The sequence below is a fragment of the Streptomyces sp. Alt3 genome, from assembly GCF_030719215.1.
In the GTDB taxonomy this organism is placed as follows: domain Bacteria; phylum Actinomycetota; class Actinomycetes; order Streptomycetales; family Streptomycetaceae; genus Streptomyces; species Streptomyces glycanivorans.
On sequence record NZ_CP120983.1, the window covers coordinates 2,338,869 to 2,362,489 of the forward strand.

The window sequence follows — 23,621 nt, forward strand, 5'->3', positions numbered from 1 at the left end:
AACGAATTTCATCGATTCAAGCTTGCCAGACAGACGAGTAGCGGTGCACAGTGGAGTCGTGGCCAGCCGTAGCGCAGACTCCAGGAACGGGAGCGGATCGTCACCAGCGGTCGATGCCGTCTCCCTCGCAATCATCGAGCAGCTCCAGGAGGACGGCCGCCGGCCGTACGCCGCGATCGGCAAGGCCGTGGGCCTGTCCGAGGCGGCCGTACGCCAGCGCGTCCAGAAGCTGCTCGACCAGGGCGTGATGCAGATCGTCGCCGTGACCGATCCGCTCACCGTGGGATTCCGGCGCCAGGCGATGGTGGGCATCAACGTCGAGGGCGACCTCGACCCCGTGGCCGAGTCACTGTCGGCCATGACGGAGTGCGAGTACGTGGTGATGACCGCGGGCTCCTTCGATCTGATGGTGGAGATCGTCTGCGAGGACGACGACCACCTCCTGGAGACGATCAACAAACGCATCCGGGCGATACCCGGCGTGCGCTCCACCGAGAGCTTCGTCTACCTCAAGCTCAAGAAGCAGACCTACATGTGGGGAACCCGATAGCCGTGAGCAAGGACCTCAGCCGTACCGCGTACGACCACCTGTGGATGCACTTCACCCGCATGTCGGACTACGAGAACGCGCCCGTTCCCACCATCGTGCGTGGCGAGGGCACCTACATCTACGACGACAAGGGCAAGCGCTACCTCGACGGCCTGTCGGGCCTCTTCGTGGTCAACGCCGGTCACGGCCGCCACGAGCTCGCCGAGACGGCGTACAAGCAGGCGCAGGAGCTGTCCTTCTTCCCGGTGTGGTCCTACGCCCACCCCAAGGCCGTCGAGCTGGCCGAGCGGCTCGCCCACCACGCCCCGGGCGACCTCAACAAGGTCTTCTTCACCACCGGTGGCGGCGAGGCCGTCGAGACCGCCTGGAAGCTGGCCAAGCAGTACTTCAAGCTCAAGGGCAAGCCGACCAAGTACAAGGTCATCTCACGCGCCGTGGCCTATCACGGCACCCCGCAGGGCGCCCTGTCCATCACCGGCCTGCCCGCGCTCAAGGCCCCGTTCGAGCCGCTGGTCCCCGGTGCGCACAAGGTGGCCAACACCAACATCTACCGCGCCCCGCTGTTCGGGGACGACCCGGAGGCCTTCGGCCGCTGGGCCGCAGACCAGATCGAGCAGCAGATCCTCTTCGAGGGCCCGGACACCGTCGCCGCGGTCTTCCTGGAGCCCGTGCAGAACGCCGGAGGCTGCTTCCCGCCGCCGCCCGGATACTTCCAGCGCGTGCGCGAGATCTGCGACCGGCACGACGTGCTGCTCGTCTCCGACGAGGTCATCTGCGCGTTCGGCCGCCTCGGCACGATGTTCGCCTGCGACAAGTTCGGCTACGTCCCGGACATGATCACCTGCGCCAAGGGCATGACCTCGGGCTACTCCCCCATCGGCGCCTGCATCATCTCCGACCGGCTGGCGGAGCCGTTCTACCAGGGCGACAACACCTTCCTGCACGGCTACACCTTCGGCGGCCACCCGGTCTCCGCCGCGGTCGGTCTCGCCAACCTCGACATCTTCGAGCGCGAGGGGCTCAACCAGCACGTCCTGGACAACGAAAACGCGTTCCTGACGACGCTGCAGAAGCTGCACGACCTGCCCATCGTCGGCGACGTCCGCGGCAACGGCTTCTTCTACGGCATCGAGCTGGTGAAGGACAAGGCCACCAAGGAGACGTTCACGGACGAGGAGACCGAGCGCGTGCTGTACGGCTTCCTCTCCAAGGCGCTGTACGAGAACGGCCTGTACTGCCGGGCCGACGACCGCGGCGACCCGGTCGTCCAGCTCGCGCCGCCGCTGATCTCCGACCGGTCGACCTTCGACGAGATCGAGGGCATTCTGCGTGGCGTCCTGACGGAGGCCTGGACGAAGCTCTGACCGACGTCCGGGCTCCCCGGCGCTCCGGCTCCCGGTGCCCGGCTCCTCGGCTCCACGGCTCCCTGACGACCGGAGCACACCGGTCGGGAAGTCATTTCATACGGTCCACACGGCCCGGATGCACCCGTTCGAGTGAGACGCGGTGCATCCGGGCCGTGTGGTGTCCCGACACCCCGGTCCGGCTGCCTAGCGTGCCGAGTGACCGATCGGCCCTTTTCTCGTTGTATTCGTTCCCCCGTACGGGGGAATGGGACATCTGATCCGAACCGAGGTGAACGCCATGGTGGCCCCGCCCGACAACGACGTGATCTGGGCACGTTCCCTGCACCACTCCCACAACGGATCGCCGGGCCTCGGTGGTGTCTCGCTCGGTGTCCGCGACGGTGAGGTGCTCGCCGTGACCGGTCCCCGCGGGGCGGGGAAGACGACGCTGCTGCACTGCCTCTCGGGCCAGCTGGTTCCGGAGCAGGGCGAGGTCTGGTTCAACAGCGTGCCCGTGCACACCATGGGCCCCCGCCTGCGTGAGCAGCTCCGCCGGGACAGATTCGGCTGGATCGCGGCCGAGCCGCAGCTGGTGCCGGAACTCAGCACCTGGGAGAACGCCGCCCTGCCGCTTCTGCTGCGGGGCGTCTCGCACCGCGCGGCCAAGAAGGCCGCCACCGAGTGGCTGGAGCGCCTGGACATCGGCCCGCTCGCCAAGAAACGGCCCCACACACTGCTGCAGTCGCAACGCCAGCGGATCTCCGTGGCCCGCGCACTCGCCGCGTCGCCGTCCGTGATCTTCGCCGACGAGCCGACCGCGACACTGCACCGGGCCGAACGCGCACAGCTCCTGCGCACCCTCACCACCGCGGCGCGGTCCCACGGGATCACGGTCGTGCTCGCCACCCACGACGCGGAGGTCGCCGCACTCGCCGACCGCGTGATCGGCCTGCTGGACGGCCGCCGCGTCACCAACGTCCCCCTGCCCTCCGCGTCCGATACGGAAGGCCGCTCGGCGTGCTCGCTCTCCGTCTGACCCGCGGCTCGCACCCCCTGGTCCTGATGCGACGGCTGCTCCTCGCCGCCGCTTCGGCCGGGGTGGGCTTCCTTCTCCTGTGCACCCTGGGGTACGCCTCCGGGCATCCGGCCGCCGCGTCGAGCTCCGTACTGCGCCTGCTGTGGTGCGCGGTCCCGCTCGCCGCGACCGTCCAGTTCGCGGTGGCGGTCGCGCGTACGGACCCGAGCACCCGCCCGCGCCCCGGGCTCTTCGCCGCCGGTCTCGGACCTGCCCGTCTCGCCCTGCTCGCGGCGATCTCGACGGCGGTGTCCACCATGCTGGGATCGGTGGTGGCTCTCCTCTTCTTCCTCCATCTGCGCGGTGACCTGACCGGGCTGCCGTTCGACGGCGGTGCGGCAGAGTTCCTGGGCGCGGGCACCCCGCTGCCGCTCGCCGCCGCGCTCACGCTGCTCGCCCTGGTGCCCCTGGCGGCTTCCACGGCCGGCGGACTGGCGGTGCGCTCCAGGCCCGTCGCACCGTCCGAAGCCCAGGAGGCCGAGGACGACCTCGTGCCCGCCCCGGTACCGAAGGGGCTGCCCTGGGGCGTCGCGCTCACCGCGGCCGGACTCGCGGTGGAGGCGTACGCGAGCCGTGGCTCGGCGGGCGAACCGTTCCCGCTGCCGGGACGGCTGGACTCCACCCCCGGCGCGGTGCTGGCGGGCTGGATCCTGACCGCGGTCGGGCTGGCCATGGCGGGTCCCGGCCTGACCCATCTGTGCGGCCGTCTGCTCCAGGCGGTACGCCCGGGAGCCGTACGTCTGCTGGCGGGCAGGGTCCTGATGGACGAGGCGACCAGGATCGGCCGCCCACTGGGAATCGTCTGCGCGGTGCTGTCCGGGGTCGTCGCGGTCTCCGTGCTCCACACCGGCGGCCCCCGCCCCTTCGGCCCGCTCACCGCGCTGGGCGCCGTGCTCGTCCTCGGCTGCACCACGGCGTCCCTGCTGACCACGGCGCTGGAGGCCAGGCAGTCCCGTGCCCGTACGGCCACGACCCTGCTGCGGCTCGGCGCCCCGGCCTCCGCGCTCCGCACCGCCGCGGTCCTGCGGGCACTGGTGCTCCTGGCCGTCTTCACCCCGCTGACCTGGGCGATCGCCGAGCTCGCCGCACTACCTCTGACGGAGTGACAACCGACGCCGGGGCGCTCCGTAGCATGGCGGCGTGGAAAATCCGGACGAGAACACGTACGCACCCGGCGTCGAGATCGAGACGCTCACCGCATTCGACAAGGCAGTGGCGGCCGGCACCCTCGCCGGCCACCGTGTCCAGTCCGTCGACCTGACGGACCGGGGCGAGGCACTGCGCACGACCGACACCCGCGGGGCCGTCTTCCTCGGCTGTCCCATGGAGCCCCGCGCCGAGGCGAAGATACGCGCGGACGGGGCCTTCGTCTTCCCGCCGGTACCCGGTCTCCCCTTCGACCCGTACCGCGGGCTGCTCTACACCCCCGACGCCCTGTACGAGGGCCTGGCGGAGGGGGGTTACGGGGCGACCCCGGACGCTCGGGCGTACGACTGGTTCCAGCGGACCAGGTCGAACGGCGACGTCTTCGCGTCGATGCTGCGGGCCCTTCACGACGACGCCGTCTCCGACGCCCTGGACGAACATCTCGTCGGGGCCCGCGTGGTGGGCGTGATGGGCGGTCACGCGATGGTCCGCGGCTCGGAGGAGTTCCGGGGCGCGGCCGTCCTCGGCAGGGAGCTGGCCCGCAGCGGCCTGACCGTGGCAACGGGCGGGGGCCCCGGCGCGATGGAGGCGGCCAACCTCGGCGCGTACGCCGCCCCGCACTCCGACGCGATGCTGCTCAAGGCCTGCGAACTCCTCGCCGCGACACCGTCGTTCGATCCGTCGGTGACCGACTGGGCGAAAGCCGCCTTCGCGGTCCGGGAGCGCTGGCCCGAGGGCGGTTCCTCGGTCGCCGTCCCCACCTGGTTCTACGGCCACGAGCCGCCGAACGCCTTCGCGGACCACATCGCCAAGTACTTCGCGAACGCCCTGCGCGAGGACGGGCTGCTGGCGCGTTCGACCGCCGGCGTGATCTTCCTGCCGGGTGCCGCGGGAACCGTGCAGGAGATCTTCGACAACGCGACGCCGAACTACTACGAGTCGCGGTCCGCCCCCACCCCGATGGTGCTGGTGAACCGTGCGCACTGGACGGAGAAACTGCCCGCCTGGCCTCTCCTCAGCTCGCTCGCGGCGGGCCGGGCCATGGAGTCCCGCATCGCGCTCGTCGACACGGTGGAGGAGGCGGCCCCCGCACTCGCCCGGCTGACGGGCTGACCCCGCCGGGGCTCAGCGTGCGGCGAGCAGGGCGTCGAGGGCGTCGAAGAACGCCTCCCAGCCGTCCTCGGCCGCCGCGTACTGCTCGGGCGTGAGATTGCCGCCGCGCTGCCGGAAGACCATCTCGGTGGACTTCCGGCCGCGCTCGGTGAAGGTGACCGTGACCGTCTCGCCCTCGACGTCCGCGGGTGCGCTCCGGTCCTTCAACGTGAAGACGAGTCGCTCGGGGGCGGCCACCTCCCGGTAGACGCCGTGGAAGGGCATGTCCGCGCCCGGCACCACGATGACCAGGCTCCACTCGCCGCCGGGCGTGACGTCCATCGACACCCGGTCGAGCGGCACGTCCGCTTCTCCCCCGTACCAGGCGGCAAAGTCCTCGGGGACCGTCCAGGCTTCGAACACCCGGTCACGCGGCGCCGCGACGACCCGGGTGATGTCGATGCCCTCGCGGGCCGGCTGCGTCATGGTCCCTGCCCCTTCCGGAGGTCTTCGTGTCCAGGGGAGCACGCCCCGTGGAGAGCCGCCAGCCGGTCACGGGACCACCGCCGGCCCTCAGGCCGCCGGGGGAAGCACGACCGTCTCCTGCGGGTCGAACGTCACGCCCACGACGGCCCCCTCCTCCGGGGTGTCCCGCAGACCGCACTCCGCCTCCAGGGCCGGACCGTCGTCGGGCCGCAGGGTGACGGTGACGTGGTGGCCGCGGAAGGTGCGTACACCCACCGTGCAGCGCAGACCGTCCTTCGGACCGCTGATCCGCACCCCGCCCGGCCGCACCAGCAGCTCGCACTCGCCCTGGGGCGCTCCCTCGGGCACCGGCACCTTGCCCCAGACCGTGTCGGCGGCGGTACCGGTGACCGTGGCGTCGACCAGGTTGTCGAAGCCGAGGAAGCGGGCCACGAAGGAGGAGGCGGGCCGCTGCCACACCTCCAGGGGGGTACCCGCCTGGGCGATCCGGCCGTCGCGCATGACCACGACCCGGTCGGCGAGCGCGAAGGCCTCGCCCTGGTCGTGGGTGACGGCGAGCACCGTGGTGCCCAGCCGGCCGAAGAGGATGCGCAGTTCGACGACGAGCCGTTCGCGCAGGCTCCGGTCCAGCTGACCGAGCGGTTCGTCCAGCATCAGCAGCTTCGGGCGGGGTGCCAGCGCCCGGGCGAGCGCCACCCGCTGCTGTTCACCGCCGGACAGGGCCGCGACGGCCCGTCGGCCCGCTCCCGGCAGGCCGACCAGGTCCAGGAGTTCGCCGGCCCTGCGGTCCCGCTCCGCGCGGGGCACGCCGTGCATCTTCAGACCGAAGGCGACGTTGGCGCCGACGTCCCGGTGCGGGAACAGCTGGTGGTCCTGGAACATCAGGCCCAGTCCCCGCCGGTGCACGGGCAGGGACGCCTGGTCGGCGCCGTCGAGCAACACCCGCCCGCCGTCCAGGGGCTGCAGCCCGGCCACGGCCCGCAGCAGCGTCGACTTTCCGCTGCCGCTCGGCCCCAGCACGCACACGATCTCGTGATCCGCGACCTCCAGGTCGACGGCGTCCAGCGCGGTCCGCTTCCCGAACCGGACCGTGGCCGACTCCACTGCCAGCATCTCTAGAACTCCCCGGATCGGTCGGTGCGGATACGTTCGAGCAGCAGCAGCGACACCGCGCAGACGAGCATCAGGATCGTGCTGAGGGCCATCGCCTGGCCGTAGTTGAGCTCCCCGGAACGCCCCAGCAGTCTGGCGACGGCGACCGGCAGCGTGGGGTTGTCCGGGCGTGCGATGAACACGGTCGCGCCGAACTCCCCGAGCGACACGGCGAAGGCGAACCCGGCGGCCACCAGCACCGCCCGCCGCACCAGCGGCAGGTCCACCTCGCGCCAGGCCCGCAGCGGCGAGGCGCCGAGCACCGCCGCCGCCTCCCGCAACCTGTGGTCGACGGCTCGCAGGACGGGCAGCATGGTCCGCACGACGAAGGGGACGCCCACCAGAGCCTGGGCGAGCGGCACGAGGATCCAGGACGTACGCAGATCGAGCGGCGGCTCGTCCAGGGTGATCAGGAAGCCGAAGCCGACGGTGACCGCCGACACCCCGAGCGGCAGCATCAGCAGGGCGTCGAAGCCGCGTACGAGCCGTCCGGCCCGCCTGGTCAGCGCGGCGGCCGCGAGCCCGCCGATCACGAGGGCGATGAGGGTGGCGACCAGCGCGTAGCGCAGGGAGTTCCCGATGGCGTCGAGCGGCGGCACGAGGAACGTCGAGCCGTTCGCGTCGGCGGACTGCAGCGCGCGGTAGAAGTCGAACCCGTACCCGCCGGAGGTGTCCAGGGAGCGTTCCACGAGGACGCCGAGCGGCAGCAGGACGAGCAGCAGCACGGTCAGCAGCACGCCGCCCAGCAGTGCCCGCTGACCGGCTCCACGGGGCGGCCGGGAGGTCTGCGCCGGATCGACGAGCCTCAGGGCGGTCTCCCGGCGCCGTACGGTCCACGCGTGGACGGCGAGGATCCCGCCGACCGCGGCGAACTGCACCAGGGTCAGCACTGCGGCTGTCGGCAGATCGAGGAGCTGGGCGGTCTGCCGGTAGATCTCCACCTCCAGCGTGGAGTAGCCCGGACCGCCGAGGATCTGGACGACCCCGAAGGAGGTGAAGGTGAAGAGGAAGACCATGAGCGCCGCGGCGGCGACGGCGGGGGCCAGCGCGGGCAGCGTCACACGCCGCCACGCGGCGAGGCGTCCGGCGCCGAGCACCCGCGCGGCCTCCTCCTGCCGGGGGTCCAGCTGGGCCCAGAGTCCGCCCACCGTCCGTACGACGACCGCGTAGTTGAAGAACACATGGGCGAGCAGGATCGCCCACACCGTGGTGTCCAGACGTACGCCCCAGAGCTGGTCGAGGAACCCACCACGTCCCAGCAGTGCGAGGAACGCCGTGCCCACCACGACGGTCGGCAGGACGAAGGGCACGGTCACCACGGCCCTCAGCAGCTGCTTGCCGGGGAAGTCGAAGCGGGCGAAGACATAGGCGCCGGGCAGCGCGATCAGGAGGGTGAGCGCGGTCGAGGCGAGGGCCTGCCAGGTCGTGAACCGGAGGACGTCGAGGATGTCCGGCCGGCTCAGCACCGTGCCGATCCGGCCGAACTGCCAGACGCCGTCCGCCTTGAGCCCGCGGCCGACGATCGCGGCGACCGGGTAGGCGAAGAACAGCGCGAAGAACGCGACGGGCACGGCCATGAGACCGAGCCGCATCGCGTTCCCCCCGCGCGGGGGCCGCGCGGCTACTTCACGACGAGCGAGGACCACGACTGGACCCACTGCTCACGGTTCTTGGCGATCTTCTCCGGGGCCACGGTGGCCGGCCTGTCGACCGTCGCACCGAACTTCGTGAACAGCTCCGGCAGCTTCGCGTCCTTCACCACCGGGTTCACGAACATGTTCAGCGGCATGTCCTCCTGGAACTGCTTGCTGATCAGGAAGTCCAGCAGCGCCTTGCCGCCCGCCTCGTTCTTCGCGCCGTCCAGCAGACCGGCGAACTCGATCTGGCGGAAGCAGGTTCCGGTGGCCACACCGGTCGGGGCCTCGGTGGGCCGCGGGTCGGCGTAGAGCACCTCGACGGGCGGGCTGGAGGCGTAGGAGACGACGAGCGGACGGTCGGCCTCGGCCTTCCTGCCGCCGGCGGAGCCGGAGAACTCGTCGTTGTACGCCTGCTCCCAGCCGTCGACGACCTTGACGCCGTTGTCCTTCAGCTTCTTCCAGTAGTCCTGGTAACCGGTCTCGCCGTGGGCGGCGACCGTGCCGAGGAGGAAGCCGAGGCCGGGAGACGACGTCGCGGCGTTCTCGGTGACGAGGAGGTTCTTGTAGGCGGGCTTCAGCAGGTCGTCGAAGGTCTTCGGCGGGTCGAGCTTCCTGTCCGCGAAGTACTTCTTGTCGTAGTTGACACAGATGTCACCCGTGTCGACGGGCGTGACCCGGTGCTGGTCGGCGTCGAGCTGGGTGTCGGCCGCGACGCGGTCCAGGCCCTTCGCCTCGTACGGCGTGAACAGGCCGTTGTCGAGGGCACGGGAGAGCAGGGTGTTGTCGGCACCGAAGAACACGTCGCCCCGCGGAGATCCCTTGGTCAGGATCTCCTGGTTGAGCGCCGCTCCGGCGTCACCGCTCTTGAGGACCTTGACCTTGTAGCCGGTCTCCTTCGTGAACGCCTTCAGGACGGCGTCCGACGCGTTGAAGGAGTCGTGACTGACCAGGGTGACGGTCTTCGACCCGGCCCCCGTGCTGTCGGAATTCTGGTCGTCGGAGCCCCCGCAGCCTGCGAGCGCGGTGACACCGAGCGCGGCGGCGAGCGCGGTCGCCGCGTACTTCGTGGTGGTCTTCATCGTGATTCCTCCTGGAGATGACCAGGAAGAGACGCGGCCCCACCCGCTCGGCGAGCGGGCAGGGCGCAACAGCTTGAGTAAGGTCCGAACTTCCTACCCGGAATGACCCGGGCGAGGTTCAGAGGGTCTGCGGCCGACCTGTCCTCGGTGCCGCACTCTCAGCGCTGTGGCGCTCCCCTGTCGGAATATGAAGTTGTTTCCGGGCCAGGCTACACCGGCCGGATCATGCCGGACCGGCCGGATCGTGCCCGCCCGTGGCAACCCCGTCTCAGCGCTCGGAGGCCGCCAGCTGCCCGCATGCCCCGTCGATCTCCTGGCCACGGGTGTCCCGGACGGTGACCGGCACGCCGTGGGCCGCGATGGCCTCGACGAACGCCTTCTCGTCCTCGGGCCGCGAGGCGGTCCACTTGGAGCCCGGGGTCGGGTTCAGCGGGATGAGGTTGACGTGCACCCGCTTGCCCTTGAGGAGTCGGCCCAGCCGGTCGCCCCGCCACGCCTGGTCGTTGATGTCACGGATCAGCGCGTACTCGATGGAGATGCGGCGGCCCGACTTCTCGGCGTACTCCCAGGCGGCGTCCAGGACCTCGCGGACCTTCCAGCGGGTGTTCACGGGCACGAGGGTGTCGCGCAGCTCGTCGTCCGGGGCGTGCAGGGAGACCGCGAGGCGGCACTTGAAGCCCTCGTCGGCGAAGCGCAGCATCGCGGGAACCAGGCCCACGGTGGACACGGTGATCCCGCGCTGCGAGAGCCCCAGGCCGTCCGGCTCCGGGTCCGTCAGCCGCCGGATCGCCCCGACCACGCGCTTGTAGTTGGCCAGCGGCTCGCCCATGCCCATGAAGACGATGTTGGACAGCCGTGCCGGCCCGCCCGGGACCTCACCGTCGCGCAGCGCCCGCATGCCGTCCACGATCTGGTGCACGATCTCGGCGGTCGACAGGTTGCGGTCGAGACCGGCCTGCCCGGTCGCGCAGAACGGGCAGTTCATGCCGCAGCCCGCCTGGGACGAGATACACATGGTCACCCGGTCCGGATACCGCATGAGGACGGACTCGACGAGAGTGCCGTCGTGCAGCTTCCACAGCGTCTTGCGGGTGGTGTCGTCGTCGCAGCTGATGTGGCGCATGACCGACATGAGGTCGGGGAACATCGCCTCGGCCAGCTTGTCGCGCGAGGCGGCCGGGATGTTGGTCCACTCCGACGGGTCGTGCGCGTAGCGCGTGAAGTAGTGCTGCGACAGCTGCTTGGCGCGGAAGGGCTTCTCGCCTGTCGCGGCGACTGCTTCCTTGCGCTCGTCGGGGGTGAGGTCGGCGAGGTGCCGCGGCGGCCGCTTGGCTCCACGGGGCGCGACGAAAGTGAGTTCTCCGGGCTTAGGCATGGTTCCTCCAGTGTCGCAGACACGCCGTGGTACTCAGGGCCGCCCGCGGACAGGGCAGGACGGGAGAGCCCGCAGGGTCACCGAGGACGGGCCTTTCGCGGCCCGGGGACGGCCCGTGCCGTGACCGATCGCACTGTCGGACAGCCCGCCGCGTCAGCCCTGGCCCTGCAACGCCACGCGCGTGTGGCGGTGCCGGGTCCGACGGCCGAGCTCGACGATCCCGCGCGGGTCCGTACCGGCCGCGCGGCCGGTTCTCCGGCGTTGCGGGGCGATTCAGTGCCGAGGAGCGCTCCGGGCCGTTCTCCTCGGACACAGCGGTGGGGGCCGTCGCCCCGGGCGACGGCCCCCACACACGTCGACGACGGTCCGGCCGTCAGCCGGATCCGACGAACAGCACCAGCAGCAGCCACACGACCGGCGCGCTCGGCAGGAGCGAGTCGAGCCGGTCCATGATGCCGCCGTGACCGGGCAGCAGCGTGCCCATGTCCTTGATCCCGAGGTCCCGCTTGATCATGGACTCGCCCAGGTCCCCCAGCGTGGCGCTGGCGGCGACGGCGAGACCCATCAGCAGCCCCTGCCACCAGCTACCGCCGTCGATCAGGAACTCCATGCACAGGGCGCCGGCCACCATCGCGAAGCCGACCGCGCCGAGGAGACCCTCACGGGTCTTCCCGGGACTGATACGCGGTGCCAGCTTGTGCGTGCCGAAGCGCCAGCCGACGGCGTACGCACCGGTGTCGCTGACCACGGTCAGCAGCAGGAAGGTCAGCACCCTCCACGCACCGTCGTCCGCGGTGAGCATCATCGCGACGAACGTGGCCAGGAACGGGACGTAGAACACCGCGAAGACGCCGGCCGTGACGTCCTTGAGGTAGCCCTCGGGGGGCTCCGTCATGCGCCACACGAGCACCGCGAGTGCCGTGAGCGCCATGGCGACCCAGGCGCCCTCCGCCTCCCGCACGTAGCCGGCCACCACCATCGCGGCGCCGCCGACGGCGAGCGGCACGAGGGGGGCGTTGATGCCCTTGCGCTCCTTGAGACGGGAGGTGAGCTCCCAGAGACCGACCACCACCGCCGCCACGACCACGCCGACGAAGACGGCCTTCACGATGAAGAGGGAGCCGACGACGAGAGCGCCGAGGCCGACACCGACGCCTATGGCGGCGCGGAGGTCACGCCCCGCGCGCTTCTTCTGCGGCGGGGACGGCAGCGGGGTCGACATGGGCTCCTGCGGCTTCTCGTCACGGAACAGGGGGCCGCTGACGCGCGCGGCTTCCCTGTCCCGGTCGTCGCGGTCGTCAGCGTCTCTACCTGCGTCGGGAACGTCCGGCACGATGGGCATGGGCCGAGTCTGCTGGGCGGCGTGCACATCGTAGGCAGGACCCGCCGGAGGGGCCCCCATCTCGGGCGTGCTCCGGTAACCGGCTCCCTGCGGGGCGCCCCAGGAAGAGTCGTTCATCAGACTTCGAGCAGCTCGGCTTCCTTGTGCTTGAGCAGCTCGTCCACCTGCGCGACGTACTTCGCGGTGGTGTCGTCGAGCTCCTTCTCCGCGCGGCGGACCTCGTCCTCGCCGGACTCCTTGTCCTTGACGAGCTTGTCGAGCGACTCCTTGGCCTTGCGGCGGATGGAGCGGATCGAGATCTTGGAGTCCTCGGCCTTGGTCTTGGCGACCTTGATGTACTCCTTGCGGCGGTCCTGAGTGAGCTCGGGGAACGTCACACGGATGATGTTGCCGTCGTTGCTCGGGTTGACGCCGAGGTCGGAGTCACGGATCGCCTGCTCGATGTTGCGCAGCGCGGTCTTGTCGAACGGGGTCACCACGGCCATCCGCGGCTCGGGGACCGAGAACGAGGCCAGCTGGTTGATCGGGGTCAGCGCGCCGTAGTAGTCGGCGACGATCTTGTTGAACATCGCCGGGTGCGCACGGCCGGTACGGATCGCGGCGAAGTCCTCTTTCGCGACCACGACGGCCTTCTCCATCTTCTCCTCGGCCTCGAGGAGGATTTCTTCGATCACCACGTGCTCCTGCGTGTCTTGAGCGGACCCGGCATCGTCGGGTCCTGCGGATCCTGCGTCGCGTCCTCACCTGCACGGTGTCCGACCGGCAGGCCGTTGTCCATCTTGTGGGCCGTCAGGCCCGGGTGCTCCGGTCGCTCACCAGCGTGCCGATCTTCTCACCCTTGACCGCGCGGGCGATATTGCCCTCCGTGGTCAGCTCGAAGACGAGGATGGGGAGCTGGTTGTCACGGCAGAGGGTGATCGCGGTGGCATCGGCGATCTTGAGGTCACGGGCGATCACCTCGCCGTACTCCAGGGCGTCGAACTTCACCGCTCCGGGGTTGGTCCGCGGGTCGGCGTCGTAGACCCCGTCCACGCCGTTCTTCCCCATCAGCAGCGCCTCGGCGTCGATCTCCAGAGCGCGCTGGGCGGCGGTGGTGTCGGTGGAGAAGTACGGCATGCCCATGCCGGCGCCGAAGATGACGACGCGCCCCTTCTCCAGGTGCCGCACGGCACGGAGGGGGATGTACGGCTCGGCGACCTGGCCCATGGTGATGGCGGTCTGGACGCGCGAGTCGATGCCCTCCTTCTCCAGGAAGTCCTGGAGCGCCAGGCAGTTCATGACCGTGCCGAGCATGCCCATGTAGTCGGACCGGGCCCGGTCCATACCGCGCTGCTGGAGCTCGGCACCACGGAAGAAGTTGCCTCCTCCGATGACCACCGCGATCTCGGCGCCGTCACGTACGACGGCCGCGATCTCGCGGGCGATGGCGTGCACGACGTCGGGGTCGACGCCGAGGCCGCCGCCGCCGGCGAATGCCTCACCGGACAGCTTCAGCATGAAGCGTCCGGAAATCTTGCCGTCGTCGCGCTTGTCGTCGGCCTGGGTGGCGTCCGCGCCCTTGTCCATGGAAATTCTCCTCGTGCACATACGAAGAAGGCCATTGCCGGTGGGTCTGGTGTCCCTCAGCGGCAATGGCCTCCTCGTCAGATCTGCGGTCGTCCGGCATGAGTGCGGCCGTCGACTGCACTAGACCCTATCGGGTCCACCGTTGTTCGCGGACGGACTCAGATGCCGACCTTGATACGCGCGAAGCGCTTCAGGGCGACACCGGCCTCGTCCAGGACCTTCTGGACGGACTTCTTGCTGTCCAGCGCGTAGGGCTGGCCGAGGAGGGTGGCCTCCTTGAAGAAGCCGTTGACGCGACCCTCGACGATCTTCGGGAGCGCGGCTTCGGGCTTGCCCTCGGCGCGGGTGGTCTCCTCGGCGACGCGGCGCTCGGCCTCGACGACCTCGGCGGGGACGTCCTCGCGGGACAGGTACTTCGGGGCGAAGGCGGCGATGTGCTGCGCGAGGCCCTTGGCCAGCTCGGCGTCGGCCTTGTCCAGCTCGACCATGACACCGATCTGCGGCGGCAGGTCGGGCATCGTGCGGTGCATGTAGACGGAGACGAACGCGCCGTCGAACTGCGCGAAGCGGTCCAGGACGATCTTCTCGCCGAGGTTGGCGTTGGCCTCGTCCACGAATGCCTGAACGGTCTTGCCCGGCTCGATCTCCGAGGCGAGGAGCGCCTCGATGTCGGCCGGGGAGGTCGCGGCGACGTGCGCGGCGAGCGTGTTGGCGACGGCCTGGAACTTGTCGCCCTTGGCGACGAAGTCCGTCTCGCACTTCAGCTCGACGAGGACGCCGGACGTCTTGTCCTCGGAGACGAGGGAGACGACGGCACCGTTCTCGGCGGAACGGCCCTCGCGCTTGGCGACGCCCTTCTGACCCTTGATGCGGAGCGCCTCGACAGCGCCGTCGACGTTGCCGTCGGCCTCGTCGAGCGCCTTCTTGCAGTCCATCATGCCGGCGCCGGTGAGCTCGCGGAGCTTCTTGACGTCAGCGGCGGTGTAGTTCGCCATGAGTCTGTTTCTCTCTCGAAGTCTGAAAGATCTACGGGTCAACGGCGGGGGCGGTGCCAGTGCACCGGCCCCCGCCGTCATTCAGCCGTGACTGACGGGTGTCAGGCCTGCTCGGCGTCCGCGGCCGGAGCCTCGGCAGCGGTCTCGACCTGCTCGGCAGCGGTCTCGGCCTCGGCCTGCTCGGCAGCGGCGGCGGCCGGCTCGGCGTCGGCGGCCTTCTCGGTCTCGGCGGAGGACTGGACCTCGTCCGTGCCCTCGGCGTCAGCCTTCTTGTCGCCCGCGAGCAGGTCGCGCTCCCACTCGGCGAGGGGCTCGCCGGCGGCCTTCTCGCCCGGCTTCGAGTCACCGGTGGCGGCACCGGAGCGGGCGATGAGGCCCTCGGCGACGGCGTCGGCGATCACGCGGGTGAGCAGGGTGACGGAGCGGATCGCGTCGTCGTTGCCCGGAATCTTGTAGTCGACCTCGTCGGGGTCGCAGTTGGTGTCGAGGATCGCGACGACCGGGATGTGGAGCTTGCGCGCCTCACCGACGGCGATGTGCTCCTTCTTGGTGTCGACGATCCAGACGGCGCTCGGCACCTTCTGCATCTCGCGGATACCACCGAGGGTCTTCTCCAGCTTGGCCTTCTCGCGGGAGAGGACCAGGAGCTCCTTCTTGGTGAGGCCGGAGGCGGCCACGTCCTCGAAGTCGATGAGCTCGAGCTCCTTCAGACGCTGAAGGCGCTTGTAGACGGTGGAGAAGTTGGTGAGCATGCCACCGAGCCAACGCTGGTTGACGTACGGCATGCCGACGCGCGTCGCCTGCTCGGCGATGGCCTCCTGGGCCTGCTTCTTCGTACCCACGAACATGATGGAGCCGCCGTGGGCGACGGTCTCCTTGACGAACTCGTAGGCGCGGTCGATGTACGACAGCGACTGGAGCAGGTCGATGATGTAGATGCCGTTGCGCTCGGTGAAGATGAAGCGCTTCATCTTCGGGTTCCAGCGACGGGTCTGGTGACCGAAGTGGACGCCGCTTTCCAGCAGCTCCCGCATCGTGACGACGGCCATGGCCGTACTCCTTGAGTTTCTCGGTTGCCGCGACCGCAGGATTGCTGTCGCGCCTGACGCCCCTACGCGCCGTGCCACAAGGGACCGAGGAGCGCGGCCACCGTCCGCTGAGAGGGAGGTGGCGGGGCGTGCGAAGTCGACCCGGTGACCCGGATCGCCAGAAGAAGTGTACGGGACCCGCCGGGTGCCGGGTGACGGCGATGTCCACAACCGCCCGGTCGTCCACAGATCCGGGCCGTGATCCCCCGCGGAACCCGTTCCCGGGAGACCGTTTCCCTCATGTGCCGCTCACCTGGAAAGACCTCCGGCCTGCCCGTCGGCGCCCGCCCGGCGACGCCTCCCACGTCCGGAGGCCGCCCCGCGCCGCGCTTGCTCCCTCTTGCGGCCGCGCTGCTGGCCGGGCTGCTCACGGCCCTGCCGCTGCCGGTCTCCGCCGGGGCCGAGGATCCGGGACGGGTGTCGGAGCCGGCGGGGGCGGCGATGTCGTCGGCGGTATCAGCGGTGCCGACCGCCGCGTCGGCATCGGCGCGGGCATCCGAGCAGGTCACGCCGGTGGCCGACCGGGCCTGGCCGATCGGGGGCCGGGGCAGGCCCCTTGTCGTACGGGGCTGGGAGCCGCCGGCCGGTCCGTACGGGCCGGGCCACCGCGGAGTCGATCTCGCCGCCCCGCCGGGCACCCCGGTACTGGCGGCGGCCCCGGGCAGGGTCGCCTTCGCGGGGCCGGTCGCGGGGCGGGGTGTGGTGTCCGTCGGCGTGGCCGGAAGCGGGGAGCCGCCGCTCCGCTTCACGTACGAGCCGGTACGGCCGCTGGTCGCCGAGGGCGACCAGGTGGTCGCTGGGCAGGTGGTGGGTGCGGTCGGGCCGGAGCCTTCGCACTGCTCCACGGGCTGCCTGCACTGGGGCCTGCGGCGCGGGGAGGTCTACCTCGATCCGCTCTCCCTGCTGCCCCCGTCACTGCTGCGGCGGGGTCCCTCCCGGCTCCTGCCGGTCTTCGGCGTACCGCTTCCGGGGCAGGGCGCCCCGGGTCCCGCTCAGCCCCGTACGCCGCGCAGGACCATGGCCACGGCCGTGTCCGCGACAATGCCCGGTTCCTCCGCCGCGCCCAGCTCGATCCTGCGCACCGCGGCGTCCACCGAGCCCTGCAGCAGCATGGCCGCGAGCCTCGGCTCGGTGTGGCCCAGGTCGGCGAGGGCCTCGACGATCATGGCGATCAGTCCGCCGTGCGCGGCACGGATCTTCTCCCGCGCACCCGCGTCCAGCTCGCTCGCGGAGATGGCCACGACCGCGCGGTGCCGCCGGTCCCCGACCAGGTCGAGCTGCCGGCGCACATAGGCCTCGATCTTGTCCTCGGGCGTACCGGCCCGCTCCATCGCGTTCTCGACCTCCGCGGCCCAGACGGGGAAGTCGACGGCGCAGAGCTCCTCGACCACGGCGGCACGGGAACGGAAGTACTCGTAGACGGAGGACCTCGCGAGGCCGGTGCGCTCGGCGAGGGCGGGGAAGGTCAGCGCCTCCGTACCGCCCTCGGACAGGAGGGAGCGCGCGGCGTCCAGGAGGGCGCCGCGCTGCATGGTCCGGTGCTCGGCCACGGAGGCCGCTCGAATCCTGGGCACCCGCCCACTCTACGGCGGACCCGGTTCGAAAGGGGGTCCGCGTCCCTAGCCGGGTGGCCGAAGCAGGTCCGGCTCAGCGTCCGGCGTCGGCGAGTTTCGCGCGGAGCTGGAGCACCGACTTGGTGTGGATCTGGCTGACCCTGCTCTCGGTCACGCCGAGGACGTTGCCGATCTCGGCGAGGGTGAGGCCCTCGTAGTAGTAGAGCGTGACCACGGTCTTCTCCCGCTCGGGGAGCGTGTTGATCGCGCGGGCCAGCAGCCGTCTGAGCTCGCGGTCCTCGGCGACCTCGACCGGATTGTCGGCTGCGGTGTCCTCGAGGGTGTCCATCAGGCTCAGCCTGTCGCCACCCTCACCGCCGACATGCAGCAGCTCCTCCAGCGCCACCACGTTGGCGAGCGACAACTGGCTGAAAACAGCGTGGAGTTCCTCCAGCGCGACGCCCATCTCCGAGGCGACTTCGGCTTCCGAGGGCGTACGCCGGAGCTGCGCCTCGAGCGTGGCGTAGGCCCGCTCGACGTTGCGCGCCTTCTGCCGCACGGACCTGGGGATCCAGTCCAGCGCCCGGAGTTCGTCGATCATCGCGCCGCGGATCCTGGTGATCGCGTAGGTCTCGAACTTGATGGCCCGCTCGATGTCGAACTTCTCGATGGCGTCGATCAGCCCGAAGACACCTGACGAGACGAAGTCCGCCTGTTCCACGTTGGACGGCAGCCCCACGCTGACCCGGCCGGCGACGTACTTCACCAGGGGCGAGTAGTGCAGGATCAGCTGCTCCCGCAGCCGCCCGTCGCCGGTGGTCTTGTACGAACGCCACAACTCGTCGAGCGAGGAAGGGGCGGGCGGGCGCACAGTGCCACGCGCAGCCGGTGGTACTGCCGCGCGGTCAGACCCGGAGGTGTGCTGGGGCATGTGGTGCCTTGAGCCGTTCTGATGTGAAGTGCTGGGACGTGTCTCTGGGGCGGATTCCTTGTGAGCGTAGCGTGACTGAGGCGTTGCGGTGCGCGAAGGACTGGGGAACCGTGCGGTGCGATTACGGTACGGATCCGCCGTCGTTCTCCTGTCTCCGTGGCAGGGGCGGCAACGGAATTCACTGCCGCTCGCACCGCCCCCGAAGGCCTGATCGGGTGCTGCCGAGCTCACCGGGATCACCTTTTCACCCGAATGCTCCGGGTCAAGTACCGCCTCGCCGCGCGTCCCCATTGCGTGTGCGTCCGGGCGTCAACCGCCAGCCGTCGCCCTCGCGTTCGACGAACCCCAGTGAGTGCAGTTCGTACAACCGCCCGAGGGCTTCGTCCGCCGACACCCCGGCGCTCCGGGCCACGTCACGGCTGCCCGTCACACCCGCCCACGGGAGCGCGTCCAGCACCTGCGCGGAGACGGCGTCCAGGACGTCCCTGGGCAGGACACGGCCGCTCCTGGCCGGGGCGAGTTCGCCGATCTCCCCGACGAGCTCGGCGATTTCGGCGGCGTCGGTGACCAGGACCCCCTCTCCGCGCAGGAGTTCGTGGACCCCGGCCGAGAGTCCGCTCGTGGCTGGGCCCGGAACCCCCATCGTGAAACGGCCCAACCGCTGTGCGTTCCGTGCGGTGACCAGCGAACCGCTGCGGTATTCGGCCTCCACCACCACGGTGCCTCTTGTCAGGGCCGCGATCACCCGGTTCCGCAGGATGAACCTGGTGCGTGTCGGATGGTCGGAGGGTGGCAGCTCGCCCATCACCACACCCTGTTCGACGATGCGCCCGATGAGCTCGGCGTGCCCCCGGGGGTAGGCCACGTCCACCCCGCAGGCCAGCACCGCCATGGTCGCGCCTCCGGCTGCCAGCGCCCCGCGATGTGCGGCGCCGTCCACCCCGTACGCCGCACCGGAGACGACCACCCAGCCACGCTCGGCCAGCCCGGCGGCGAGGGTTCCCGCCATGTGCGCCCCGTAGGGGGTGCAGGCCCGCGCGCCGACCAGGGCGACCGAGCGCAGCGCCCAGAGGCGCAGGTCGGACCGTCCTCGCACCCAGAGGCCGATGGGCCGTGCGTCACCCAGGTCGTCGAGCTGGCTCGGCCACTCCTGGTCACCGGGGCAGACGAACCGCCCGCCGACAGCGGCCACCGCCGCCAGATCCCTCCCGGGATCGGCGCTCGCCGCCCGCAGCCGGTATCCCGCGAGCCGGGTCGCCGTCATCCCCTCCAGCGCCCGCGCCGGTCCGTCCGGGCCGGTGAGACGCCCTATCAGTTCGGCGGGGCCGGCCTCGCGGATCCAACGGCCGCCACGCTCGTCCCCCGGTTCGAACACCCTGGTCAGCGCGGCGCGTGCCAGCCTCTCCCGCTCGCCGTCGGCCGGCTGGGCGTTCACCGGGCACCGGCCCGCATCGGGACCCCTCGCTGGATGCCCGTGCGCAGCTCCAGTGCCACCGCGACGTCCGTGGCGTCCGGGCGGTCGGCCCCCCTCAGGTCCGCCACGGTCCACGCCACGCGCAGGACCCGGTCCAGGCCGCGGGCCGTGAGGACACCCCGCTCCATGTCCCGCTCCGCCGCCATCAGGGCGCCGGGCGCCGCGACCAGCCTCGTACGCAGTTCGTGTCCGGGTACTTCGCTGTTGGTGGTCCAGGGCGTGCCCGCGAGCCTCTCCGCGGCCCGCTCCCTGGCCTCCCGGACCCTCGCCGCCACTTCGGCCGAGGACTCCCCGCGCCCGCCGCTCCCCATGAGGTCCGCCCTGCCGACCGGCTCGACCTCGACCCGCAGGTCCACCCGGTCCAGCAGAGGGCCCGACAGCCGCGCCTGGTAACGGCGCACCGCCGACGGCGGGCACTCGCACCCCGCGCCGGCCAGTGTGTGCCTGCCGCAGGGGCAGGGGTTCGCCGCCAGGATCATCAGGAAGCGCGCCGGGAGCCGGACGACACCGGCCGCCCGTGCGACCACCACGTGCCCGGACTCCAGGGGCTGGCGCAGCGCGTCCAGGGCCCGTACGGAGAACTCGGGTGCCTCGTCCAGGAAGAGGACGCCCCGGTGGGCGAGCGACACCGCTCCCGGTCTCGGCAGGCCGTTCCCCCCGCCGACGAGCGACTGCATCGTCGCCGAGTGGTGCGGCGCGCAGTACGGCGCCGTCCCGACCAGGGGTTCGCCCGGCGGGAGGATGCCCGCGACGGAGTGCACCGCGGTCACTTCGAGGGACTCCTGCCGGGACAGCGGCGGCAGGATCGCCGTGAGCCGCTCCGCCAGCATGGTCTTCCCCGCCCCGGGCGGCCCGGACAGCAGCAGGTGGTGTCCGCCCGCAGCCGCCACCTCCAGGGCCTTGCGCGCCCGGCCCTGGCCGGCGACCTCGGCGAGGTCGGGACGGTGCGACGTGCCGTCGGCCTGTACGGCCAGTCCCGTGCCGAGGCCCGCGCCGGGCACCATCAGTCCGGCGAGCATCGTGTCGGGACGTCCGCGGCCTGGGTCCGGCTCGTCGGGCACGGGTTCGTCGCCGAGGACGGCGATCAGCTGACGCAGGCTCCGCACGCCGAGCACGGAGATGCCCGGGACCAGGGCGGCCTCCCCCGCGGTCTGCTCCGGAACGACGACGTGCCGGTACCCGGCCTCCGCCGCCGCGAGTACGGCGGGCAGCACCCCACGCACCGGGCGCACCCCGCCGTCGAGGCCCAGTTCCCCGATCATCACCACATCGGCGATGGCGGCGGGATCGATCCTCTCGGCCGCCCCGAGGACGGCGCACGCCACGGCGAGATCGAAACCCGAACCCGACTTCGGCACAGAGGCGGGGGACAACCCCACAGTGAGCTTCTTCTGCGGCCACTCGGCCCCGGAATTCACGACCGCCGCCCTGACCCGGTCCCGGCTCTCCACCAGGCTCTTGTCCGGGAGGCCCACGAGCGTGAACGCCGCCACACCCGGCTCCAGGTCGGCCTGGACCTCCACCACCACGCCCTCGACGCCCACCAGGGCCACCGAACACGCCCGCGCGAACCCCATCAGGCCACGCCCCGCACGTGTTCCACGACCGGAGCGCCCCGCCGGGGCACCAGGACCCCGACCAGATCGATCCGCGCACCGCCCGGCGGCGGCCCGCCGTGACGGTCGAGCCAGATGGCGGCCAGCCTGCGCAACCGGTCGGCCTTCACGGGTGTGACGGCCTGCATCGGGTGTTCGAAGGAGCCCTCCCTGCGGGCCTTCACCTCACACACGACCACCGCGTCGCCGTCCCTGGCGACGATGTCGATCTCTCCCGCGCGACAGCGCCAGTTGCGCTCCAGCACGGTCATGCCGGCCTCAGCCAGCAGCCGCGCGGCCAGATCCTCGCCGTACCGCCCGAGTGCGCCCCGTGCGTTCATGTCGGCACCACCTCCGGCACCGACTCTGCCGCGATCCGCCCGACCTATTGGATCTTGGTGGAAAACCGGGTGAATGTGGAAATCCCGGCCACTCGGACGAGTGAACCGGGACGCCGGGAGGTCCTGCCGGGATCAGCCGCCCGGGAGCTCGAGGTCACTCTTGTTGAGCTCCTCGATATTCACGTCCTTGAACGTCAGTACCCTCACCTGCTTGACGAACCGGGCGGGCCTGTACATGTCCCAAACCCACGCGTCCGCCATGGAAACCTCGAAAAAAACCTCACCCTGGACCGAATGCACCTGCATCTCGTAGTCATTGGTGAGGTAGAAGCGCCGCTCGGTCTCGATCACATATTTGAACAGACCGACGACGTCGCGGTACTCCCGGTAGAGCTTCAGCTCCATCTCGGTCTCGTACTTCTCGAGGTCCTCGGCACTCATGGCATGTTCCCCTTCAGCCGTGCGTCCCCCTATTGTGCGTCAGCCCTGCGCACCCCTGGCCGATTAGACGATTTCGGGGGCGAGAACCAGCGGAACACCGGGGGGACCCTCGTCGAGCAGCGTGCGCAGCAGCCCGGCGAGCCTGGTCGGGTACACCGTCTCACGCGTGGCCAGAAGTTCGGCGGAAGTCCACCACCTCAGACCGGCGACACTGCGCAGCTCCAGCTCGGTGAGGCCTTTCTGGTCGGTGGCCGTCTGAGAGGTACGGGCAAGGAAGTACCACTCGTCCTGGTCCCAGCGCCGTCCGTCGAACGGGAAGGAGCAGATCCTCGTCCACAGCAGTGGGCCGAGGGAGACGTCCGTGATCCCCGTTTCCTCGGCGAGTTCCCGCAGAGCGGCCTGTTCCCGGGTCTCATCACCCTCCAGGCCGCCGCCCGGCGTGAACCACCAGCTCTCGGCCGGGTCCTCGGGCTCGAAGCCGTGCAGGAGCAGGATCCGGTCGTCCGGGTCCAGCAGCACCACGCGGGCAACCCTGCGTGTCTCAGTGGGCACCGGCGGACGCCTTCGGCCGCTCGGCCTTCCGCGCGGAGCGGGCCGAGAGCGGTCCGTGGGCCGCGCCGCCCAGGATGAGCACCACACCCACCAGAAGGGCACCGACCTGCAGCGGCAACGGGCCCTCGGACGACACACCACCGGGGAGGGCGGCGAAGGCCGCGGGCCGTCCGATCATTCCGTTCATGGGCCAGGCCACGGCGTCCACGCGTGCCTCGACGGCGCTCCGCGGCACCGTGCCCTGCCCCGGATCCTGGAGATGGACACGGGAGTCCATGGAGGTGCTGCGCTCGTCACCGAGGACGAAGATGCGGCCCTCGGGGACATCGGCCGTGAAGTCCTGCGGAGAGGCGGGGGCCTTGTCGTCCGTACCGATGAGCGACGAGGCGCCCTTCGCGTGCAGATACGGTTCTTCGACGGGCTCGCCGTTCACCGTGAGCCGGCCGTCCTTGTCGCAACAGGCGACCTTGTCGCCGCCCACACCGACGACCCGCTTCACCATGGGCACGTCGCCCCACGTCGAGTCGGTGAAGACGACGACGTCCCCGCGACGTACGTCGCCGCCGTCCACCCGCTCCGCGAGGACCCGGTCGCCGGCGTTCACCGTCGGCGTCATCGAGTCGGTCGGCACGGTGTACGGCTTGTACACCACCGCTCCCCAGGCGAAGCCGCCGAGGAAGAGCACACAGCCGACGGCCACGGCCAGGTTCGACAACGTGTTGCCGAGCCGGCCGCGGCCGTCATGACGTCCTGATCCACTCATCCCAGCGCTCCCCCATCGGAGATCGACAATCGCTGATCCGAG

At 70.8% G+C, this 23,621-nt stretch carries 23 protein-coding genes and 1 pseudogene; 6 read left to right on the forward strand and 18 right to left on the reverse strand.

From position 1 onward, the window contains the following. Positions 1–43: 43 nt before the first annotated feature. The 5 genes from P8A20_RS09770 to P8A20_RS09790 all read left to right on the forward strand — a co-directional run bounded on the left by P8A20_RS09770 (position 44) and on the right by P8A20_RS09790 (position 5,230). Positions 44–550: an Lrp/AsnC family transcriptional regulator gene (locus tag P8A20_RS09770; RefSeq protein WP_306103350.1), complete on the forward strand. Its 507-nt coding sequence runs from the start codon at positions 44–46 to the stop codon at positions 548–550. Further along, positions 535–1,914 (forward strand): aspartate aminotransferase family protein, encoded by a 1,380-nt coding sequence (locus tag P8A20_RS09775; RefSeq protein WP_147959728.1) that lies wholly within the window; start codon positions 535–537, stop codon positions 1,912–1,914. Before P8A20_RS09770 ends, P8A20_RS09775 begins: the two co-directional genes overlap by 16 nt. A 280-nt stretch (positions 1,915–2,194) precedes the next feature. After that, on the forward strand, positions 2,195–2,932 hold the full coding sequence (locus P8A20_RS09780; RefSeq protein ID WP_147959727.1) for an ABC transporter ATP-binding protein: 738 nt from the start codon (positions 2,195–2,197) through the stop codon (positions 2,930–2,932). Next, positions 2,914–4,077, forward strand: coding sequence for a hypothetical protein (locus P8A20_RS09785; protein WP_306103351.1), 1,164 nt, complete (start codon positions 2,914–2,916; stop codon positions 4,075–4,077). Before P8A20_RS09780 ends, P8A20_RS09785 begins: the two co-directional genes overlap by 19 nt. 34 nt (positions 4,078–4,111) lie before the next feature. Next, positions 4,112–5,230 carry an LOG family protein gene (locus tag P8A20_RS09790; protein ID WP_147959725.1) on the forward strand — a complete coding sequence of 373 codons (1,119 nt, stop codon included), beginning with the start codon at positions 4,112–4,114 and terminating at the stop codon, positions 5,228–5,230. 12 nt (positions 5,231–5,242) lie between these two features. Here P8A20_RS09790 and P8A20_RS09795 read toward each other — a convergent pair whose 3' ends face one another. From P8A20_RS09795 to rpsB, 10 genes are all read right to left on the reverse strand, one after another. Then, the gene (locus P8A20_RS09795; protein ID WP_147959724.1) at positions 5,243–5,695 is read right to left on the reverse strand and encodes an SRPBCC family protein; all 453 of its coding nucleotides are present in this window, start codon (positions 5,693–5,695) and stop codon (positions 5,243–5,245) included. Positions 5,696–5,782: 87 nt separating this feature from the next. Next, positions 5,783–6,808, reverse strand: a complete 1,026-nt coding sequence (locus P8A20_RS09800; RefSeq protein ID WP_306103352.1) for an ABC transporter ATP-binding protein — start codon at positions 6,806–6,808, stop codon at positions 5,783–5,785. A gap of 2 nt (positions 6,809–6,810) precedes the next feature. Further along, positions 6,811–8,439: an ABC transporter permease gene (locus tag P8A20_RS09805; protein WP_147959722.1), complete on the reverse strand. Its 1,629-nt coding sequence runs from the start codon at positions 8,437–8,439 to the stop codon at positions 6,811–6,813. A 29-nt stretch (positions 8,440–8,468) separates the two neighbouring features. Next, positions 8,469–9,563 (reverse strand): thiamine ABC transporter substrate-binding protein, encoded by a 1,095-nt coding sequence (locus P8A20_RS09810; protein WP_147959721.1) that lies wholly within the window; start codon positions 9,561–9,563, stop codon positions 8,469–8,471. 268 nt (positions 9,564–9,831) lie between these two features. Beyond that, positions 9,832–10,938, reverse strand: coding sequence for a dual-specificity RNA methyltransferase RlmN (gene rlmN, locus P8A20_RS09815; protein WP_147959720.1), 1,107 nt, complete (start codon positions 10,936–10,938; stop codon positions 9,832–9,834). 373 nt (positions 10,939–11,311) lie between these two features. Further along, complete coding sequence (locus tag P8A20_RS09820) at positions 11,312–12,397, reverse strand: phosphatidate cytidylyltransferase (RefSeq protein ID WP_147959719.1); 1,086 nt, start codon at positions 12,395–12,397, stop codon at positions 11,312–11,314. After that, positions 12,397–12,954 (reverse strand): ribosome recycling factor, encoded by a 558-nt coding sequence (gene frr / locus P8A20_RS09825; RefSeq protein WP_031100531.1) that lies wholly within the window; start codon positions 12,952–12,954, stop codon positions 12,397–12,399. Before frr ends, P8A20_RS09820 begins: the two co-directional genes overlap by 1 nt. 115 nt (positions 12,955–13,069) lie before the next feature. Beyond that, on the reverse strand, positions 13,070–13,846 hold the full coding sequence (pyrH, locus tag P8A20_RS09830) for a UMP kinase (RefSeq protein ID WP_147959718.1): 777 nt from the start codon (positions 13,844–13,846) through the stop codon (positions 13,070–13,072). Positions 13,847–14,004: 158 nt separating this feature from the next. Next, entirely contained in the window at positions 14,005–14,841 is an 837-nt protein-coding gene (gene tsf, locus P8A20_RS09835) for a translation elongation factor Ts (RefSeq protein WP_147959717.1), read from the reverse strand. Positions 14,842–14,942: 101 nt separating this feature from the next. Further along, positions 14,943–15,890, reverse strand: a complete 948-nt coding sequence (rpsB, locus tag P8A20_RS09840; protein ID WP_306103353.1) for a 30S ribosomal protein S2 — start codon at positions 15,888–15,890, stop codon at positions 14,943–14,945. A 480-nt stretch (positions 15,891–16,370) separates the two neighbouring features. Between rpsB and P8A20_RS38695 the strand changes: the two are divergent. Beyond that, positions 16,371–16,763 (forward strand): annotated as a pseudogene (locus P8A20_RS38695) (peptidoglycan DD-metalloendopeptidase family protein); the annotation flags it as partial. A gap of 158 nt (positions 16,764–16,921) precedes the next feature. On the opposite strand, the gene P8A20_RS09850 reads toward P8A20_RS38695, so the two are convergent. The 8 genes from P8A20_RS09850 to lepB all read right to left on the reverse strand — a co-directional run bounded on the left by P8A20_RS09850 (position 16,922) and on the right by lepB (position 23,579). Next, positions 16,922–17,479 (reverse strand): TetR/AcrR family transcriptional regulator, encoded by a 558-nt coding sequence (locus tag P8A20_RS09850; protein ID WP_015578923.1) that lies wholly within the window; start codon positions 17,477–17,479, stop codon positions 16,922–16,924. Positions 17,480–17,576: 97 nt separating this feature from the next. After that, positions 17,577–18,413, reverse strand: a complete 837-nt coding sequence (gene whiG / locus P8A20_RS09855) for an RNA polymerase sigma factor WhiG (protein ID WP_147959715.1) — start codon at positions 18,411–18,413, stop codon at positions 17,577–17,579. Between the two features lie 262 nt (positions 18,414–18,675). Then, on the reverse strand, positions 18,676–19,848 hold the full coding sequence (dprA, locus tag P8A20_RS09860) for a DNA-processing protein DprA (protein WP_306103354.1): 1,173 nt from the start codon (positions 19,846–19,848) through the stop codon (positions 18,676–18,678). Then, a complete protein-coding gene (locus P8A20_RS09865; protein WP_147959713.1) occupies positions 19,845–21,464 on the reverse strand; it encodes a YifB family Mg chelatase-like AAA ATPase in 1,620 nt (539 codons plus the stop codon). Before P8A20_RS09865 ends, dprA begins: the two co-directional genes overlap by 4 nt. Continuing rightward, a complete protein-coding gene (locus P8A20_RS09870) occupies positions 21,464–21,823 on the reverse strand; it encodes a YraN family protein (RefSeq protein WP_147959712.1) in 360 nt (119 codons plus the stop codon). Before P8A20_RS09870 ends, P8A20_RS09865 begins: the two co-directional genes overlap by 1 nt. 132 nt (positions 21,824–21,955) lie before the next feature. Then, positions 21,956–22,264, reverse strand: coding sequence for a DUF2469 domain-containing protein (locus P8A20_RS09875; RefSeq protein WP_003965949.1), 309 nt, complete (start codon positions 22,262–22,264; stop codon positions 21,956–21,958). 63 nt (positions 22,265–22,327) lie between these two features. Next, positions 22,328–22,816 carry an NUDIX hydrolase gene (locus P8A20_RS09880; RefSeq protein WP_147959710.1) on the reverse strand — a complete coding sequence of 163 codons (489 nt, stop codon included), beginning with the start codon at positions 22,814–22,816 and terminating at the stop codon, positions 22,328–22,330. Then, positions 22,806–23,579: a signal peptidase I gene (lepB, locus tag P8A20_RS09885; RefSeq protein WP_147959709.1), complete on the reverse strand. Its 774-nt coding sequence runs from the start codon at positions 23,577–23,579 to the stop codon at positions 22,806–22,808. The genes P8A20_RS09880 and lepB overlap by 11 nt, the downstream gene beginning before the upstream one ends. Between the last annotated feature and the right edge of the window lie 42 nt (positions 23,580–23,621).